This is a genomic window from Niallia oryzisoli, assembly GCF_043641075.1.
Lineage (GTDB): Bacteria > Bacillota > Bacilli > Bacillales > Cytobacillaceae > Bacillus_BD > Bacillus_BD oryzisoli_A.
In genome coordinates this window covers 201,987-218,500 of sequence record NZ_JBHZRC010000008.1, presented here as the reverse complement: position 1 = coordinate 218,500, position 16,514 = coordinate 201,987, and the positions used below count along the sequence as shown (strand labels likewise).

Genomic DNA, 16,514 nt, shown 5'->3' with positions numbered 1-16,514 from the left:
TAAAAAAACTACGTAAGTTGTGTTACCTATGCACAAAAATCTAAAAATCTTACTTGACATAGTACGCTGACACCATTTATTCAATCATCAGACCCTCCTGAGTCAGAACCTCCATTGTCATCATGGCCATGGCCATAGTCGTGGTCATCTTTATCCTCCCAATCATCGTCATCGTCAGTATGACCATAATGGCTGTCGTTCCCTCTTTTTACACTAGACCCTTTCTTAGCATTACCCCTTCCGGCAGGGAAAAGAATAAAGGCAATGACTAATACAATAACTCCCGCTAATTCCAACTTAGTAAAAAAGAGAAAAAGGCCCGTTAGCAATAAGATTGCACTTAGGATAAATCGCAGCACTCTCAAAAATATACCTCCTTTTTGATAGTTAAATAGAGTTAGACTATAAAATCAAAAGGAACCAGGTACTCTTTCTAAGTTTATTCATCAACAGAATAAATAAGAAATCTCTCCCTTACTTATATAAAAATATTAATCTGAAAATGCATGACCAAAGAGGATATTCTAATCCTTCAGTATAATTGAAACAAGCAAAAAAACTAAAAAAAAAATAAGCCGGCAAACGGATGCTGGCTTATTGTCTAGGTCAAGGGAAAAATCCCCTTTCTCTTTGTCCCACTTTCGATCAAAAAAGTTACTTTTCCGAAATAGTATTAACTAATGTTCCGATTTTCTCAATGGTGATTTCCATTTTGTCACCCGGCTTTAGAAAACGTGGTGGCTTATAGCCTTTCCCCACCCCTGCAGGCGTTCCCGTTGCAATAATATCCCCGGGCTCCAGGGTCATGCCCTTTGATAGAACATGGATGATTTCATCAATAGGAAAAATAAAATGCTTCGTATTCGAAGACTGCCTCACTTCTCCATTAATTTTTGTTTCCAGTGCTAAATGATGAGGGTTTTCGATTGCGGAGGCATGAACAATCCAAGGTCCCATTGGACATGTCGTATCAAGACTTTTACCAATAAAAAATTGCTTATGCTGCGCTTGTAAATCTCTTGCTGTTACGTCATTTAGAATGGTGTAGCCAAAAACGTAATCCAATGCCTCTTCCCTGCTGATTTTACTCCCTTTTTTCCCAATAATAACTGCTAGCTCCCCTTCATAATCCAGCTCACTTGTTACATCCTGATGATTCTGAACCTCTGCACCGTATCCTACGACGGTTGTTGGGGCTTTTGTAAAAATAATCGGATGCTTGGGGATATCCTTTTCACTTCCCATTTCGATTGCATGTTCAACATAATTCTTTCCCACACAGAATATATTTTTTCGTAGCTTTGTCAAAGGTGCCAGCGTTGTAACAGAATCTAACGGTATGTATGACTCACTTGTTACATTTCCTACTAACCGTTGTACCTTCGTGATAAACTCATCTCCAAGCTCCACTGCCTCTAGCATCGTGATAGGAAAAGCACCCTTTTCTAACTGATCCCACAGCTTTTTTAATGGCAAAACAAGCTTCTCCGACTCATCTACTAATCCAATAAATTCACAATCCTGATCCTTTACTGTTACAAATTTCATCCTCTCACCTCTTCGCTCTGATCTTCTTCTATATTATAATAAGAATTTTCTTAAAAAGTATATACAGAAAAAGGTATTTATTACTTGCCAGCTATCTACTCATCATGTTTCTCCATTTCCGTGCTAATCGGAAAGTTTAATCGTTATTTTACTATATGATTAAATCTGTCTTTTTAAAAATTATCTGGGTCAAGAAATCTATTCACTCATTTTTTTTGGGATTTTGGTTATTTCTTCAAGAAAATATTTATTAGACATTACATCAGAAAAGCATTAAATTTATATTTAATTCAGATTATTTTAAATTTACATAAAATTATTCTATTACTTATTCCAAATTCAGCAACTAATCTCTATTAATATGCACGCACAAAATTTTTACCCTCCACTGAAAGGCATACCAAGCCACAGATCAATTACTGTATAAAGATCTCTAGAATAAAAGAAATACAGTCTTCTCACCTATTCAATCAAGTAAACAGGGGCAACATAGTATTTCTCATTTTTTATTTAATTAACACTATATTTATAGTGGTTAATATATTAAGTCATTATATTTTTCAATCTGTAGTGGCACTTATTAAGGAAATAACATCAAAGGAGGAGGAAGACAATGCAAGTAACAAATGCGGAACAAATGGTTCAAAAGGCAAAATTCAATAGGTTTCATGGTATGCTGCTTTTCTGGGGCGCCCTATTAATGCTATTTGATGGGTTTGATTTAACGATCTATGGCGCAGTGGTACCTACGTTAATGAAAGAATGGGGAATTTCAGCTGTTCAAGCAGGGATGTATGGAAGCTATGCCTTATTCGGTATGATGTTTGGAGCTTTAATATTTGGAACTTTAGCAGATAAATTAGGCCGAAAAAAGATCATCTTGATTTGTGTTTTTATCTTTAGTCTATTTATGCTGCTTGCAGGATTAGCTCCAAGCCCAGAACTTTTTGGACTGTTCCGATTCATTACTGGTTTAGGATTAGGCGGTATGATGCCGAATGTAATTGGGTTAATTAGTGAATATTCTCCAGATGGATTGCGTAGCCGAATGATTGCTACAATTATGGCTGGCTATTCGATTGGCGGTGTTGTCGCTGCTTTATTAAGTATGATTCTCATCACTAATTTTGGCTGGGAATCCGTATTTTTCTTTGGTGCCCTTCCAATATTGTTCCTGCCGTTCCTTGTAAAATTATTACCTGATTCAGTAGGAACATTAATGGCAAAAAATGATCAAAAAGGGATCCAAAAGATTCTAGTAAAAGTTAATGCAACGTATAAACCAGTAGAGAATGAAACCTTTGTTTTAAATAAACCTAAGCAGGATTCATCTCCAGTTAAAAATTTATTCACTGAAAATAGAGGCCTTTTAACTGTGATGATATGGTTAACATACTTTATGTCACTATTGATGATTTATGGATTGAATACGTGGCTGCCAAAATTCATGACCGAAGCTGGCTTCCCTCTTGGCTCAAGCTTAAGCTTCCTTCTTGCGTTAAATGTTGGGGCAACCATCGGTGCGATTCTCATGGGCTGGTTAGCCGACCGTTGGGGTGTTGGTAAAGCATTAATTTTGTTCTTTGTCATTGCCGCGATTTCCATTACAAGCCTTGGCTTTGCAACAAATATGATTCTATTGTATGTTATGGTAGCGATTGCAGGGGCAGCAACCGTTGGAACGCAAAACCTTACACATTCCTATACGTCTCAATTCTACCCAATCACTATGCGCTCAACCGCACTAGGATGGGCCTTAGCAGTTGGACGGATTGGAGGAATACTTGGACCAACGATTGGCGGAATTTTACTCGCTTCACAATTAACTTTACAGGTAAACTTCCTAGTATTTGCGATTCCAGGAGTCATTGCCGCATTTGCTGTTTTCTTAGCCAATCAACAAGGCGAAAAGGTCATAACTACTCAACACCAATTAGATACACCTGCTAATTAATAGGAGCAAGGGGACAAAGGGACGGCACCGCGGTCCAGTGTAGTAATGCTGGAACAAAGCGCCCTTTGTCCCTTTCCTTTTATTCATCGAAATGTTCATTCTGCCGCTTTGTTCGTAAATAGTAAATATAAATGACTGGCACAAGTCCGCAAATCAATAAAATCCCTCCCATCATTATCCCGTTAGCTATCGTAAAACCATGCGTAATGGATACAAAAAATCCAATTAATATCGAAACAATAACGATAATAATCAGTGAAATAGTTAAACCCTTTTTCGGGGATTTTTCATTTCCTTCATGGTCGATACTAATACTCATTGATAGATAGGTAGAAATAACCGTTGTGAGAATGAATACAAGCCATAATGGATTTTCTCTCATTCCGTCAAACCCTTTTGTGACGAAGTCATAGCCCAATATCCCCAGAATACCGAGGGTTTGAATTATGTATGCGATCCGGATATTTTTTAGATTTTGTAAAATTAACCGCTCATCCTTTATTTTTTTCATGGTGATCACTCTCCTTTTCTATCCAAAATAGTTCATCTAATGTTTTATTCACTGCATAACAAATATCCAGACACAGCTTTAAGGTTGGATTATATTTTCCTTTTTCAATCAAGCTAATGGTTTGTCGCGTGATCCCAATTTTCTCAGCCAACTGCTGCTGAGTTAAACCTACTTGAACACGCGCTATCTTCACCCTATTTTCCAATGAACAGATCCCTCCCCCGAATATATTGTAACATATATATTACATTACTCCATCTATATATTACATTAAAGCCAGGGGGACGGACACCTTGGCTCTTTTTCAGTTTTGTCATTCCCTTGTATTCGTCAGATTCTTCTCTATGTTTATATAATTTATATTCAATTCATAACCTGATTTATATATAATACATGGTAAGAATCACAGTTTCATAACTTATCCTAACCGAAAGGTGATCTCAAAATGGAAAACTTTTATCTTTTTGTCCTCATGTGTATTTTTCTCATTCTTTTACCTGGTCCCGATACGGCCATTGCTACAAAAAACACCGTCACGATTGGTAAATTAGGGGGGCTTAAAACAGCTTTAGGTACTTGTTGTGCCCTGCTTATCCATACTTCTGCTGCAGTATTAGGACTTTCAGCAATCATCGTGAAATCAGCGTTATTATTTTCTGTCTTCAAATACGTTGGTGCCGTTTACTTAATTTATCTAGGTGTGAAAACCCTGTGGTCTTTGAGGAAAAAGGAAGGCGCTGCAAGCGTTGAGACGAACCCAAAAGGCCCGTTCAAGAACACATCTTGTTTTAAACAAGGATTCCTTACCAATCTCCTAAACCCAAAAGTTGCTGTCTTTTTCTTAACCTTCCTGCCTCAATTCGTGGACGCTGACAGCAATACCTTTATTCCGTTCCTTTTAATGGGTATCACGTATACGGCTCTGACTGCTGTTTGGTTTTTACTTTATATCTATTTAATCAATCAGATTAGTGCTTTTATGAAAAAACCTAAAACACAACATATGATTGAAGGAATCACAGGTACAGTATTGATAGGTTTTGGTATAAAACTTGCTCTTGAAAAGGCTCATCATTAGATTTAATTTTATTAGACCCCATTTGAAGGGTCTTTTTTTTACCATATGGGAGCCGAACGAGTGGAACTCACCTTTAACTCTACGGAGCGTTTGTTGCTTACAGCCTTATAAATCTCTAAGATATCAATAGAGCAGGAGGGAAAATGGATGGATAATCGTAAAGTTGGAGAGTTAATTTATCATTTGCGAAAAGAAAAAGGACTGACACAGAAACAATTAGCGGATCAAATGAACATTTCTGATCGAACGATTTCAAAATGGGAGCGCGGGAATGGATGCCCAGATGTCACGCTATTACCAAGCTTATCGACCCTCTTGGGAGTAAATATAGAAAATATATTAGATGGTGAATTATCGTCGAATGAATTTGTGGGAGGAAATATGAAAAGGTCACATTATTTTGTCTGTCCATCATGTAATAATATCGTATTAGCAACTGGAAATAGTACCATTTCCTGCTGTGGGCGAAAGCTAGAGCCTCTCGAAGCGAAGAAAGCAACAGACGAGGAAAAGCTATCCATGACAGTGATTGATAATGAATGGTTTATTTCTAGCGATCATCCGATGACAAAAGAGCATTATATATCATTTATTGCCTTAGCTACAGGTGATCAAGTTCAGATTATCAAACAGTATCCTGAATGGAGCTTGCAAACACGGATCCCTAAACGCAAACATGGCAAGCTGTTATGGTTTGATACACAACGCGGCTTATTTTATCAGCTTGTCTAAAAATTAGTTAGAATGCTTGCGTTATGACTTAACTTTAATTGATTAAAATATATCCCTTACCTTACAAATTTAAAAGGTGAGGGATTTTTCTATGGTGCCTATTCCCTTTTGACCCTTTGATCGGGGAGTTTGACTTTATTTGATTTTAGGCTAGAATAGTAGATTAATGTAATTTTTTTATAAAAGTTATTGACAAAAGAGGAGGTATGAAATATGACAGTGACTGAGTATTGCGGAAAAATAGAATCTTCCATTCTCCATTTCATTTTTTCTTTTATGGATGACATTCGTGAAAAAATTGCACAAAAGAAGTTGTTTTATAAAGAACAAATCATACGATATGTAAAAAAACAAATTGATTTCTTTTTCAAAGCCTATAAAATAGAAGGTGCTCTTTTAAATACCTATAAATACGAAACATATAACACGATTATGTTTAAATTAAAAAGTGTGTTAAAGGAGCATAATATCTTTAAATGTGTATGAACCTTTAACGGCTAAAGTACGGCAAATATAGGGATTTGATTATCTACGTATGGTAGATATCAAGTTCCTTTCTTTTTATATTCAACCTTCTTTTTTATAGGAAGGCTTCCCAACCATCCGCCTTAAAAATAATCCGAATAATACAAGTCACGGTTAACATAATCTGACTATAAATGGACAGAAAACGAATAGCCTTGTCCCCTGCTATGGCTGACTGAACCTCCGAACCTGTAATAAGAGCTTGCAAAAGGAGCGGATCGTTAATGAGAAGAAAAAACAAAAACCTGCAGCTCATTCAACTTCTTGGCGGCTTTCTACTCATCTACATTCTGGTAAACACTATGCAAAATATCAAGGTTCACTTCATATACAGCTCAGGTTTAGGCCCTTTCCTATTCATCGGATTTATCATCGTGATTATGATTTTTCTCTATATAAAGGGATAATAAAAAGATGCAGGGGGACGGTTCTGTTGCTTCCACGGAAGCAACAGAACCGTCCCCCTGCTCCGCATATGATTGTACATGGCACTATGGTTTTTAGAATCTCTAACTTTACCAATAGAGCCAAAAGTTAACCATACCTTCTCAAAATATGGTAATCTTAAATTATATTGAAAGGAGTGATTGGTGTTGGTTTTATCTATTCCAGAAATTACACTTAACGATGGTCTTCATCTGCCTGTTGTTGGTTTGGGTACTTATTTGCTTAAGGGAAATGCAGGTGTGAACTCCATGCTAACGGCGATTGATGCCGGTTATCGCTTAATTGATTCTGCCTATAATTATGAGAATGAGGGAACCGTAGGAGAAGCTGTTCGACGAAGCTCCGTCCCACGAGAAGAACTGATTATTACCTCTAAATTGCCTGGTCGCTATCAAGAATATGATAAAGCGGTTACGACCATTCAGGAATCCTTATATCGTGCGAATTTAGATTATTATGACTTATATTTAATCCACTGGCCAAACCCGAATGTCAATACATATGTAGAAGCATGGCAGGCATTAATTGACGCAAAGAAATGGGGACTGATCCGCTCCATCGGTGTGTGCAACTTTTTACCAGAGCATATCGATCGTTTGGTAAAAGAAACCGGCGTAAAGCCAAGCGTTAACCAAATTGAATTACATCCATTTTTCAACCAGGAAGAGGCAAGAAAATGGCATCAGGAAAATAACATTGCGATTGAATCCTGGAGTCCATTAACTCGTGGCATTCGCGATATTCACGTTGACTCGATCCAAGAGATTGCTAACAGACACAATAAGTCGATACCGCAGGTGGTACTGCGTTGGCATTATCAACTTGGCGCGATTTCCATACCGAAATCAGCTTCACCAGAACGCCAGCTTGAAAACATCTCTATTTTCGACTTCGAGCTGGATCAGACAGAAATGAGCATTATCTCAGGCTTAACACGCAAGGATGGCCGGATTAACAACCAAGATCCTGCGGTTTATGAGGAATTTTAAGTTGTGATTATAAACAAAAGCGCACCACTCATTGGAGTGATGCGCTTTTGTGGGTATCGTTCTTCTCATAAAAAGAAGCAGGAGAACCGTCCCTCCGCTTCTCCGACCCACTGATTCACTTGAGTATATAAGGGATAGCCAGTTTTATATAGTCTTCAGGTGCCATTCCGCTGCTGTTGCGGAGCCAGTCTTGGGAGGCTCCGTAGAGGCCGGAGCTTAGGATGACGGCTGTGATTCGGAGGGCTTCGTTTTGGTCAGTTTTATGTTGTTTATAGAGCATTCTAGAGAACATTACCTCCAGCTGTTCTTTAATGATGGCAGCAATGGTTGATTCGTAGCCTCGGTGACAGCGGTTAGACAGGGAGGCTTGAAAGTTGGTGACAGCCAGGAACATCCTGACAATGGTTTCTTCGTTTAACTCATCCTCCACCCCTTCACTCTTCAAATTGATTAGGAAAACCTCAGATAACGCTTTTTCCAATAAATCATATTTATCCTCGAAATGATAATAAAACGTCGCCCGGTTAATGGTAGCGGCAGTGGTGATATCCTTAATGGTAATGTCCTTAAATTCCTTTTTACTAGATAGTTCAATAAAGGAATCCATGATTAGCTTACGGGTCCGAAGAAATCGTGGGTCTGTTTTAGACTCAGTCATTGCAGGCACACTCCCTTCTGTTTTTTCAACAAATAGTCGAATCTGTCGTATATACGATAAAAGGCCAAAACGGTTGGTTTTAGCCTTTATCAGATTGCACTATTATAAAATTGTACACCAAATGTTCATAACTGTGGAACCATTTAGACCAATGTCTACTTTTAATAGAAGGAGTGAAAATCATGACTGAAAAAAATCCTATGATTTGTGACTTAGAAACAGGTGTCTGCGGACCAGCTGGTGATGAAGAAATGGAAATGATCGATTTCAACCAACCAAACGAAGTGATTGAGCTATATTATGTAACAGACCCCATTTGCTCGCATTGCTGGGCACTCGAGCCGGTGCTGCAGAAATTTTTAGCGCAATATGGCCAGTATGTAAAGGTCCATACGGTTATGGGAGGACTGTTGGAAAGCTGGGACGGCTTTGCGGATGTCGCTAACGGTATCAGCAAGGCATCGGATGTGGCCGGTCATTGGCTTGAAGTTGGCGAGCACTCTCGCATGCCGATCGACGGTACACTGTGGCTCGACAATCCAGTTCATTCCTCCTATCCCCCTTCCCGTGTCTATAAAATCATTCAAAGCATAGACCAGCAGAAGGCGAATCTCTTTTTACGAAAATTAAGAGAAGCCGTGTTTGTGTTCAATCAGAACATTGCAGATGAAGAAGTCCTGCGGGGAATTGTAAATGAATTAGGCTTTGATGGAAAAAAAATCGTCCAGGAGTCAGCCGAATCGGAAGCCCAAGCTCTATTAAATGAAGATTTTTCCTTGGCCAGAAGTCTAGGAGTACGCGGGTTCCCAACAATCATTATGGTTAACAAAGAAAACAAAGGCGTAAAAATAGTAGGCGCCCGCAGTTTCGAGAATTACGTGGACGGTCTTCAGCAGGTCCTTCCTTCTGAAAAAATAACACCAAAATTGCCGCCGCTCCTTGTTGATCTTCTGAAAACCGGCAGCCGACTATTTTCAAAGGAAATAGAGGTCATGTACGACCTAGATCAAAGCCAAGTAACTGCCTTTATTGAAAATGAAATCGATCTCCAAAACTACCAGCAAAAACAAATACTAGGTGAGCAGTACCTAGAGAAAAAATAGCAAAGAGGCTGTTCCGACAGCCTCCTTTGTATTCCACTCCGAAGAAAATTTCCTCTTTTCACTTTTTAAGCTAGTTCTTTAAGCATAATTGCCTGATATCTTGCTATATATTCATCAAGTCGTTGACTTAGTGTAATCGTGTTAGTGCTGGTGAGTCCTTCTCTCATACCAGTTCGAATCATTTCTTCTCGAATGGTTGTAATAATATTCATCAGGTCATTTTTCTCATCATTTTTGATTTTTAAGAACATACCAATGACCCCCTTTTTTCAGAATATAATAGAATTTTATTAAAAATTGAACCTCGTGACAGTGACTTTAATCACAAAAACAGTCCCATCTACTTGGTAATTTTATGTGAACATACGGGTAAATTAGACTGTTTTATAGAATAGTATTTGTATATAGTTATGTTAGTACTATTTAACCATTTTTCACACGAAAAATCTATTAGTAAACATCGAAAATTCTGAAAAAATAATGAACAACACAGTAGGTTTTTCACACATCACCAATATCGTATGTTTTCAAATGAAGCCATACTACTAGGAGGCACAAATGATTGAAACGAATCGGCTCTACATAGTAGACACAACAGAAGCAGATATTGAAATCATTATGGAAATGGAAAGACATCAGGATAATCGAAACTATGTCTGGAGTGGTACCTACGAAGATCATAAAGCAGAAATTGAAGCAGAAGATATCTTACTTTTTACCATAAAGCAAAAAGCAGACAATAGCGTGGTTGGGTTTGCATTGAATAGAATTGATTTCAAATCTGATATTTTTGAGCTAAGACGGATTGTCATGTCCAAAAAAGGGATTGGTTACGGGAAAGAAGCAATGGAAGCGTTACTGAAGTATGCCTTTGAGGAGAGAAAGATCAACCGATTTTGGCTTGATGTGTACCCGGATAACCATACTGGAATCAGACTATATGAAAGCTTAGGTATGCATTGCGATGGCATCCTGCGCCAAAACAATAAATCGGAGCGAGGATATTTAGACCAGAAAGTCTATTCCCTGTTAAAGGAAGAATATTTCCAAAGAGGTTTATGATGCATGGGGACGGTTCTCTTGCTTCCTTTTCCGGAAGGAAAGGAAGCAGCAGAACCGTCCCTCTGCTTCATGTTTCATCACTTAAATCTCTGCGTCACTCATAAGCATGGAGCGCTTGTTTTTAAGGCTGCTCACGATACTGATGATTAGAATCACGAATACGCTGATGATGATTGTGGCTGATATCGGTCTATCTAAGAAAATCATTAAGCTGCCGTGTGACATCTTTAATGTTTGCACAAGTGAAGATTCAATATTTCTAGCTAAAACAAAGGTTAAAATAGTTGCAGCTAGTGGGAAATCTAATTTTTTCATAAAATATCCAATCAATCCGAATAGCATCATTACGCCCACATCCCAAAGGCTGTTGTTAATGCTGTAAGCCCCAATAATAGCAAAGGTAACGATTAATGGAAATAGCAGTTTATAAGGTACTAACGCAATTTTTGCCCACACCCCGGCCATTGGTAAATTCATTATTAATAGAAGAAAGTTACCGATAAATAAACTTGCAATAATGGCCCAAACAAAATTGGAGTTTTCCGTAAATAACATCGGTCCTGGAGTCAAGCCATGTAAAATAAATGCGCCTAGTAAAACGGCAACGGTAGGAGAGCTTGGAAGTCCTAATGTAAATAAAGGAATTAAAGCAGATCCACTGAACGCATTATTGGCCGTTTCAGGACCAGCGACCCCTTCAATCGCGCCTTTACCAAATTTAGAAGGATTCTTTGATGTTTTTTTCTCTAAGGCATAGGACATCAGACTAGCTACAGCTGCGTTGGACCCCGGAATTAAGCCGAGTAAAAACCCGATAACTGTCCCACGATTAATAGAATTAATCGTTGTTTTCCATTCACCTTTTTCAGGGAAAAGCTTCTTTACCTTTGGAGGTTTTTCCATTTTTCCACTTTGCGTTAAATTCGATAGGATTTCTGAAATTCCGAATAATCCCATGGCCACTATGACAAAATCTATCCCTCTGACTAATTCAATAGAATGATAGGTAAAGCGGATTTCTCCCGTAATTGGGTCCATTCCAATTAATGCTAGTAAGAAGCCAAATAATGCCGCAATCAACCCCTTGATAATGGATTTCCCCATCAAGGCAATTAGCATCATTAATCCAAGAAGCATTAAGGAGAAAAATTCAGGGGCACCAAACTTAAGTGCGAAGCTGGCTAGCATTGGGGCAATAAAGGTTAAGCCGATAATCGCAACCGTTCCGCCAACAAAGGATCCAATGGCTGCCACACCTAATGCAGCTCCTGCCCTCCCCCTTTTCGCCATTTCATATCCATCTATACAGGTAACAACAGAAGCACTTTCCCCTGGTGTATTGATAAGGACAGAGGTAATCGTTCCTCCATACATGGCACCATAATAAATTCCGGATAGCATAATAATCGCAGATACAGGATCCATCCCAAACGTCAACGGAATGAGAATGGCCGTTCCAGAAGTGGGACCTAGACCAGGCATTACGCCAACAAGCATGCCGACTGTAACACCAATTAAACAATATAAAACGTTTGTAAACGTAAACGCTGTTTCAAAACCATTTAGCAGTAAGCTTAATGCTTCCATTTTTCCCTCCTCCTTACCAACCTAAAGCGTTTACTGGTAGCGTAACCTTTAGTAGAATAACAAAAACCCAGTATAATAGAATGGAGGTTCCTGCTGCAGTTCCTAAACTGATAAACCAGCGGTAAGAGCCTCTTAAAAGTAAAAACAACATGATCGTGGTCGAGATGATAAACCCTGCATATGAAACGATCGCTAAAAATAGGATGACTGAGCCGAATACTAATGCTATTTTCTTTGCCTCTGGTTTCTTTGGAATAATCATGCTGAACCATGTTGGTTTTCTTAGCGCATCTATCATGAGTAGTATGGCTAGAAATCCCATTAATCCACTTAACCAAAGAGGAAGAAAGCCTGGACCAGGGCCAATGCCCCGGTCACTTAAAAAACTATATTGGAGTGAAGTGACAAAGAATAGGAGCGAAAAGCCCAATGTAATAATCCCTGCCCATAGCCCGGCATTCTTTTTTAACATATGAACGCCTCCTCTATTATTTAATGAGTCCCGTATCTTTCATAATTTTTCCAAGGACGTCAGAATCATCTTCTGTCATCGTTTTAAATTCTTCTGGGCCCGCATATTGAATAGACAGTCCTTGTTCACTTAATATTTTCTCTGTTTGCGAATCTTCTAAGCCCTTTTTAAACGATTCATGTAGAATATCTCGAATATCCTCTGGTACATCCTTCGGCATGATCAACCCGCTCCATGTTCCCATCTCAAAGTCAATTCCAGCATCTTTTAACGTTGTAATATCCTTGTAAAGCATGGAAGCCTCGGAACTAAATAAAATTCTAACGTCTCCTGAATCTACGTAGGTTTTTGCTTCCATATCTTGTACAACGGCGCCCTCTACATGCCCGCCTAAAAGAGCCGTCATGGCAGGTGCTGAACCGTCGTAAGGTATATGCTCTGTTTTCGTTCCTTCTTGTTTATTAACCGCTTCCATTACGATCTGACTAATACCACCTGAGCCTTGGACGCCGTATCTAAATTTACCAGGGTTTTCTTTTACATACTGTAACCATTCTTCGTAGGTTTTCCATGGTGCATCATTCTTTACAGCTAATACCAGTGGCTGTGAAGTGATCTGCATTAGCATTCCAACATCATCCAACTGATAAGTCGTTTTTCCATAATGCGGTTGGATCGCTAATGGGCTCATTGCAGTTAGACCTACTGTATAACCATCTGCCTTCGCCGATAAAACCTCTGTTACCCCAACCGTACCAGCACCACCTGGTTTGTTTTCAACTACAACCGTTTGCCCGTTCGGTAAGTACTTATTTGTTGCCTCAGCAAGAGCACGAGCTACAATATCTGAACTTCCTCCTGGTGCAAATGTAACAAATAATTTAATTGGTTTTTTAGGAAAATCAGATTTTGCCTCTTCTCCATCTCCTGATGTGGCAGATGAACCGCCTCCACTACAGGCACTTAGTATGAAGGATAGTAACAGTACAAGTATACCGATGAATTTAAAACGCTTTCTTTTCATTGTATTAGCCCCCTCTATTAATTAAATAGCAATAAATTTCTATATTTCCGCCTATCAATATAGTGTTAAATATAGAAAAAATAATTTAGGAATCTCAGACTCCTAAACTCTCAAACAAAAGGTTTGCATGGTACATTTTGTTTATAAATGATTTAACTTCTTCTATCCTAAAAGCCTCTTAATTCCCTCCCTTCAATCCTTTTTCAGAAAATTACTAATATTTAATCTCTATGTTTCATAGATTACCATAGTCATGTATCGTATAAAAATACCATCGTAACGGTATACGGTACATCTTTTTAAAATTTTTCACTTTTTTTATCATATCCGCGAAAATAAAAAACTCTCCTTTACATTTTTGTAAAAGGAGAGACTTCAATGATGATTGTATGTCTAGCTATTCTGTTCATAGTAGCCTAGGTCTTTTGAAATTTTACTGGCTGTTTTTTTTACTCTTTCAATATATTTAAGTTTCATATCATCCGTTATCCTTTGTCCAATACACACTAAAGATACACTGGCAAAAACAGTTCCAAAATAGTTGTATATCGGAGCGGCAATGGAGAGAACCTCCCCTTCTACTAATAGTTCACCCTGCGTGGTAGTATATCCCTTTTCGGTAATTTCCCTTAATTGCTTTCGCAGCATGTCCGGGTCAGTGACCGTTTTCTCCGTAAAAGGATGAAGTCCTTCATCAATCACCTCCTGAATCTTCTGCTCGCTTTGGTACGCTAGAATGACCTTTCCTCCAGCCACACAGTAACAAGGTACTCGAGCCCCTATTTCAGTGAACACACGTATCGGCCGTGCAGGCTCCACTTTATGAAGATAGACGAGCTGTGCTCCTTCTAAAATACTGATATGTGCCGTTTCACCTGTATTTTTAACCAGCTCCTGCAGATGTGGATAGGACTCTTCGTGAATTTCTAAATGACTTGTGATCACATTTTGAAAAGCAAGTAAACGGACCCCAAGACGATACTTTCTTGAATTGATATCCTGTGTTACGTATCCTTCACTGGCCAACGTCACCATGATTCGTTGAATGGTACTATGGGTTAATTGTAGATGTTTTGCTAGCTCTCGTATCCCCCACTCAGGCTGGTCTTTCGTAAATGAGTTTAATACTTTAAGCGTATTTTTCACTGAAGAAAGGATATATTTATTCTCTTGTTTATTCACTATATTTCGCTCCTCGGTATTTTTTCAATCACAGATAATTAACACTACCCAATGTATCGTATTACGTTACATTAGGCTTTTATACGATACATCTTTATGTTAATCTATGAACCATAAAGATTCAATAATTATAATAATCTAAAAATTATAGGAGAAATATATATGAAACCATCTATCCCTATTTATCTCTTAACAGGTTACCTAGGAAGTGGAAAAACAACATTATTAAAGAACACGTTAAGCTATTTTTCCCATATAGGCAAAAAAGCGGCCGTCATCATGAATGAAGTAGGAGAAATTAATGTGGATGGTTACAGCCTGGAGACAGACACCCCGGTTGCAGAGATTTTAGGCGGCTGTATTTGTTGTTCTGTCAGCGGTGACCTGAAGAACACGATTATACAAGTATGCGAGGACTATACACCTGATGTCATTATCATTGAATCAACAGGAGTGGCTCTCCCAAGAGATACGATAAGCGCCATTACAGAAGCCTCTCTCTATATTGAGGTAGAATTAAAGTCAAATGTAACTGTTATAGACGCTCATTATTTGCTAGAACTAATGGAGAATAAAGGCAGAACCTATCAAATGATAAAAGAGCAAATTTTCTATGGCGATATTCTTATTTTAAATAAAATGGATCGCGTGCCATCTGAAAAAATATCTGAATTAAAAAATACAATCCATCATTGGAATTCAAATGCCGTCATTCAAACAACTACCCACTGTAAGGTATCCTTTGATTTTTTGGATGAGACTATTTCGCGATCAAACCCTATAAAGCCACTTGGAAGCAGTAAACATTCCTCACATAACCATGTTATGGTCTATACCCACTATTTTGATAGACCCATTGAGCGCCAAACCTTTGAAGATTTGATAAAAACTTTACCACAAACGATCTATCGAGCGAAAGGAATTCTGCATTTTAAAGATACGAACGGACCCATGGTATTTCAATATGCATACAAGGAATTAGAGATGATTCGAATGACAGCCAAAAGCGAATTAACCAATGTTGCTGTATTTATTGGTGAAAGGTTCTCAAAGGAGAAGCTTATCAAACTAATTGAAGAACACTTCGTGATCAAGCATGATTAGTAGAATGAGTATGACATCAACGGAGATAGAAGAGTTAAAAGAAGGGATTAAGCAATTGAGAAAGGAAATGATTCAGACAGCTGCTGTAACAGGTTTGAACAGCCATAAAACGCTTGCCATCAGTCAAAAATTAGATCAGCTTATCACACGCTATCAAAGGCTTTTGTTTAAGAAGAAAAGTAGATTAATGAATGAAAGTAAAGTTGTATAAAGGTTATGGTTTTTGCAGGTGAAAAAGCTGGCTTCTAAGCGATTGCCCGCTTTTTTTATTTTATTAGATGCTAAAGCGAGTTTGATAGATAAGCGGAGAAATTTCTCTTAATTAGGAAATAACACTGAAAGTAGCTTAAATAGACGGAAGAATTCCGGCTATTTACTCGAAAAACGGAAAAATAGGCCATTTTGCTTTGCTTAATCGGAAAACCTCCGTTTATATACCCCAAACTGAGCTGTATTATATAGTCTAACCGGAAAATCTCCGTTTATTTTCATTATCTCTGGTTACCTACTTAGGTAAAAAAAACAAAATAGCAAGAGA

20 protein-coding genes are annotated in these 16,514 nt (G+C 38.2%); 10 read left to right on the top strand and 10 right to left on the bottom strand.

Annotated elements, in window-relative coordinates; all coding sequences use genetic code 11:
• Positions 1 to 80 precede the first annotated feature (80 nt).
• Both ACHUFV_RS20195 and ACHUFV_RS20190 read right to left on the bottom strand, forming a co-directional pair.
• Positions 81 to 365, bottom strand: a complete 285-nt coding sequence (locus ACHUFV_RS20195; RefSeq protein WP_394237273.1) for a hypothetical protein — start codon at positions 363 to 365, stop codon at positions 81 to 83.
• Positions 366 to 654: 289 nt separating this feature from the next.
• A complete protein-coding gene (locus tag ACHUFV_RS20190) occupies positions 655 to 1,548 on the bottom strand; it encodes a fumarylacetoacetate hydrolase family protein (RefSeq protein WP_394237271.1) in 894 nt (297 codons plus the stop codon).
• 613 nt (positions 1,549 to 2,161) lie between these two features.
• On the opposite strand from ACHUFV_RS20190, the gene ACHUFV_RS20185 reads away from it, so the two are divergent.
• Positions 2,162 to 3,502, top strand: coding sequence for an MFS transporter (locus ACHUFV_RS20185; protein WP_394237269.1), 1,341 nt, complete (start codon positions 2,162 to 2,164; stop codon positions 3,500 to 3,502).
• A 79-nt stretch (positions 3,503 to 3,581) separates the two neighbouring features.
• Here the strand turns inward: ACHUFV_RS20185 and ACHUFV_RS20180 are convergent, their stop codons facing one another.
• Both ACHUFV_RS20180 and ACHUFV_RS20175 read right to left on the bottom strand, forming a co-directional pair.
• A complete protein-coding gene (locus ACHUFV_RS20180) occupies positions 3,582 to 4,013 on the bottom strand; it encodes a hypothetical protein (protein WP_394237267.1) in 432 nt (143 codons plus the stop codon).
• Positions 3,994 to 4,218 (bottom strand): helix-turn-helix transcriptional regulator, encoded by a 225-nt coding sequence (locus ACHUFV_RS20175; RefSeq protein WP_394237265.1) that lies wholly within the window; start codon positions 4,216 to 4,218, stop codon positions 3,994 to 3,996. Before ACHUFV_RS20175 ends, ACHUFV_RS20180 begins: the two co-directional genes overlap by 20 nt.
• A gap of 240 nt (positions 4,219 to 4,458) precedes the next feature.
• On the opposite strand from ACHUFV_RS20175, the gene ACHUFV_RS20170 reads away from it, so the two are divergent.
• The 5 genes from ACHUFV_RS20170 to ACHUFV_RS20150 all read left to right on the top strand — a co-directional run bounded on the left by ACHUFV_RS20170 (position 4,459) and on the right by ACHUFV_RS20150 (position 7,784).
• The gene (locus ACHUFV_RS20170; RefSeq protein ID WP_394237263.1) at positions 4,459 to 5,091 is read left to right on the top strand and encodes a LysE family translocator; all 633 of its coding nucleotides are present in this window, start codon (positions 4,459 to 4,461) and stop codon (positions 5,089 to 5,091) included.
• A gap of 147 nt (positions 5,092 to 5,238) precedes the next feature.
• Positions 5,239 to 5,823 carry a helix-turn-helix domain-containing protein gene (locus tag ACHUFV_RS20165; RefSeq protein WP_394237261.1) on the top strand — a complete coding sequence of 195 codons (585 nt, stop codon included), beginning with the start codon at positions 5,239 to 5,241 and terminating at the stop codon, positions 5,821 to 5,823.
• A gap of 213 nt (positions 5,824 to 6,036) precedes the next feature.
• Complete coding sequence (locus ACHUFV_RS20160; RefSeq protein WP_394237259.1) at positions 6,037 to 6,309, top strand: hypothetical protein; 273 nt, start codon at positions 6,037 to 6,039, stop codon at positions 6,307 to 6,309.
• 263 nt (positions 6,310 to 6,572) lie between these two features.
• On the top strand, positions 6,573 to 6,755 hold the full coding sequence (locus ACHUFV_RS20155; RefSeq protein ID WP_394237257.1) for a hypothetical protein: 183 nt from the start codon (positions 6,573 to 6,575) through the stop codon (positions 6,753 to 6,755).
• Positions 6,756 to 6,941: 186 nt separating this feature from the next.
• Positions 6,942 to 7,784: an aldo/keto reductase gene (locus ACHUFV_RS20150; protein WP_394237255.1), complete on the top strand. Its 843-nt coding sequence runs from the start codon at positions 6,942 to 6,944 to the stop codon at positions 7,782 to 7,784.
• Positions 7,785 to 7,899: 115 nt separating this feature from the next.
• Here ACHUFV_RS20150 and ACHUFV_RS20145 read toward each other — a convergent pair whose 3' ends face one another.
• The gene (locus ACHUFV_RS20145) at positions 7,900 to 8,442 is read right to left on the bottom strand and encodes a TetR/AcrR family transcriptional regulator (RefSeq protein ID WP_394237253.1); all 543 of its coding nucleotides are present in this window, start codon (positions 8,440 to 8,442) and stop codon (positions 7,900 to 7,902) included.
• Between the two features lie 182 nt (positions 8,443 to 8,624).
• On the opposite strand from ACHUFV_RS20145, the gene ACHUFV_RS20140 reads away from it, so the two are divergent.
• Entirely contained in the window at positions 8,625 to 9,545 is a 921-nt protein-coding gene (locus ACHUFV_RS20140; RefSeq protein WP_394237251.1) for a DsbA family oxidoreductase, read from the top strand.
• Between the two features lie 65 nt (positions 9,546 to 9,610).
• On the opposite strand, the gene ACHUFV_RS20135 is transcribed toward ACHUFV_RS20140, so the two are convergent.
• Positions 9,611 to 9,796 (bottom strand): Spo0E family sporulation regulatory protein-aspartic acid phosphatase, encoded by a 186-nt coding sequence (locus ACHUFV_RS20135; protein ID WP_394237249.1) that lies wholly within the window; start codon positions 9,794 to 9,796, stop codon positions 9,611 to 9,613.
• A 307-nt stretch (positions 9,797 to 10,103) separates the two neighbouring features.
• Here ACHUFV_RS20135 and ACHUFV_RS20130 point away from each other — a divergent pair, with 307 nt between their 5' ends.
• Positions 10,104 to 10,607, top strand: coding sequence for a GNAT family N-acetyltransferase (locus tag ACHUFV_RS20130; RefSeq protein WP_394237247.1), 504 nt, complete (start codon positions 10,104 to 10,106; stop codon positions 10,605 to 10,607).
• An 81-nt stretch (positions 10,608 to 10,688) separates the two neighbouring features.
• On the opposite strand, the gene ACHUFV_RS20125 is transcribed toward ACHUFV_RS20130, so the two are convergent.
• The 4 genes from ACHUFV_RS20125 to ACHUFV_RS20110 form a co-directional block, all read right to left on the bottom strand.
• Positions 10,689 to 12,194, bottom strand: a complete 1,506-nt coding sequence (locus ACHUFV_RS20125; protein ID WP_394237246.1) for a tripartite tricarboxylate transporter permease — start codon at positions 12,192 to 12,194, stop codon at positions 10,689 to 10,691.
• Positions 12,195 to 12,207: 13 nt separating this feature from the next.
• Positions 12,208 to 12,666, bottom strand: coding sequence for a tripartite tricarboxylate transporter TctB family protein (locus tag ACHUFV_RS20120; RefSeq protein ID WP_394237244.1), 459 nt, complete (start codon positions 12,664 to 12,666; stop codon positions 12,208 to 12,210).
• 16 nt (positions 12,667 to 12,682) lie between these two features.
• Positions 12,683 to 13,690, bottom strand: a complete 1,008-nt coding sequence (locus tag ACHUFV_RS20115) for a Bug family tripartite tricarboxylate transporter substrate binding protein (protein ID WP_394237242.1) — start codon at positions 13,688 to 13,690, stop codon at positions 12,683 to 12,685.
• Between the two features lie 393 nt (positions 13,691 to 14,083).
• A complete protein-coding gene (locus tag ACHUFV_RS20110; protein ID WP_394237241.1) occupies positions 14,084 to 14,872 on the bottom strand; it encodes an IclR family transcriptional regulator in 789 nt (262 codons plus the stop codon).
• Between the two features lie 162 nt (positions 14,873 to 15,034).
• Here ACHUFV_RS20110 and ACHUFV_RS20105 point away from each other — a divergent pair, with 162 nt between their 5' ends.
• Both ACHUFV_RS20105 and ACHUFV_RS20100 read left to right on the top strand, forming a co-directional pair.
• Positions 15,035 to 15,976, top strand: coding sequence for a CobW family GTP-binding protein (locus ACHUFV_RS20105; protein ID WP_394237239.1), 942 nt, complete (start codon positions 15,035 to 15,037; stop codon positions 15,974 to 15,976).
• Positions 15,969 to 16,187, top strand: coding sequence for a Spo0E family sporulation regulatory protein-aspartic acid phosphatase (locus ACHUFV_RS20100; protein ID WP_394237237.1), 219 nt, complete (start codon positions 15,969 to 15,971; stop codon positions 16,185 to 16,187). Before ACHUFV_RS20105 ends, ACHUFV_RS20100 begins: the two co-directional genes overlap by 8 nt.
• Positions 16,188 to 16,514 lie beyond the last annotated feature (327 nt).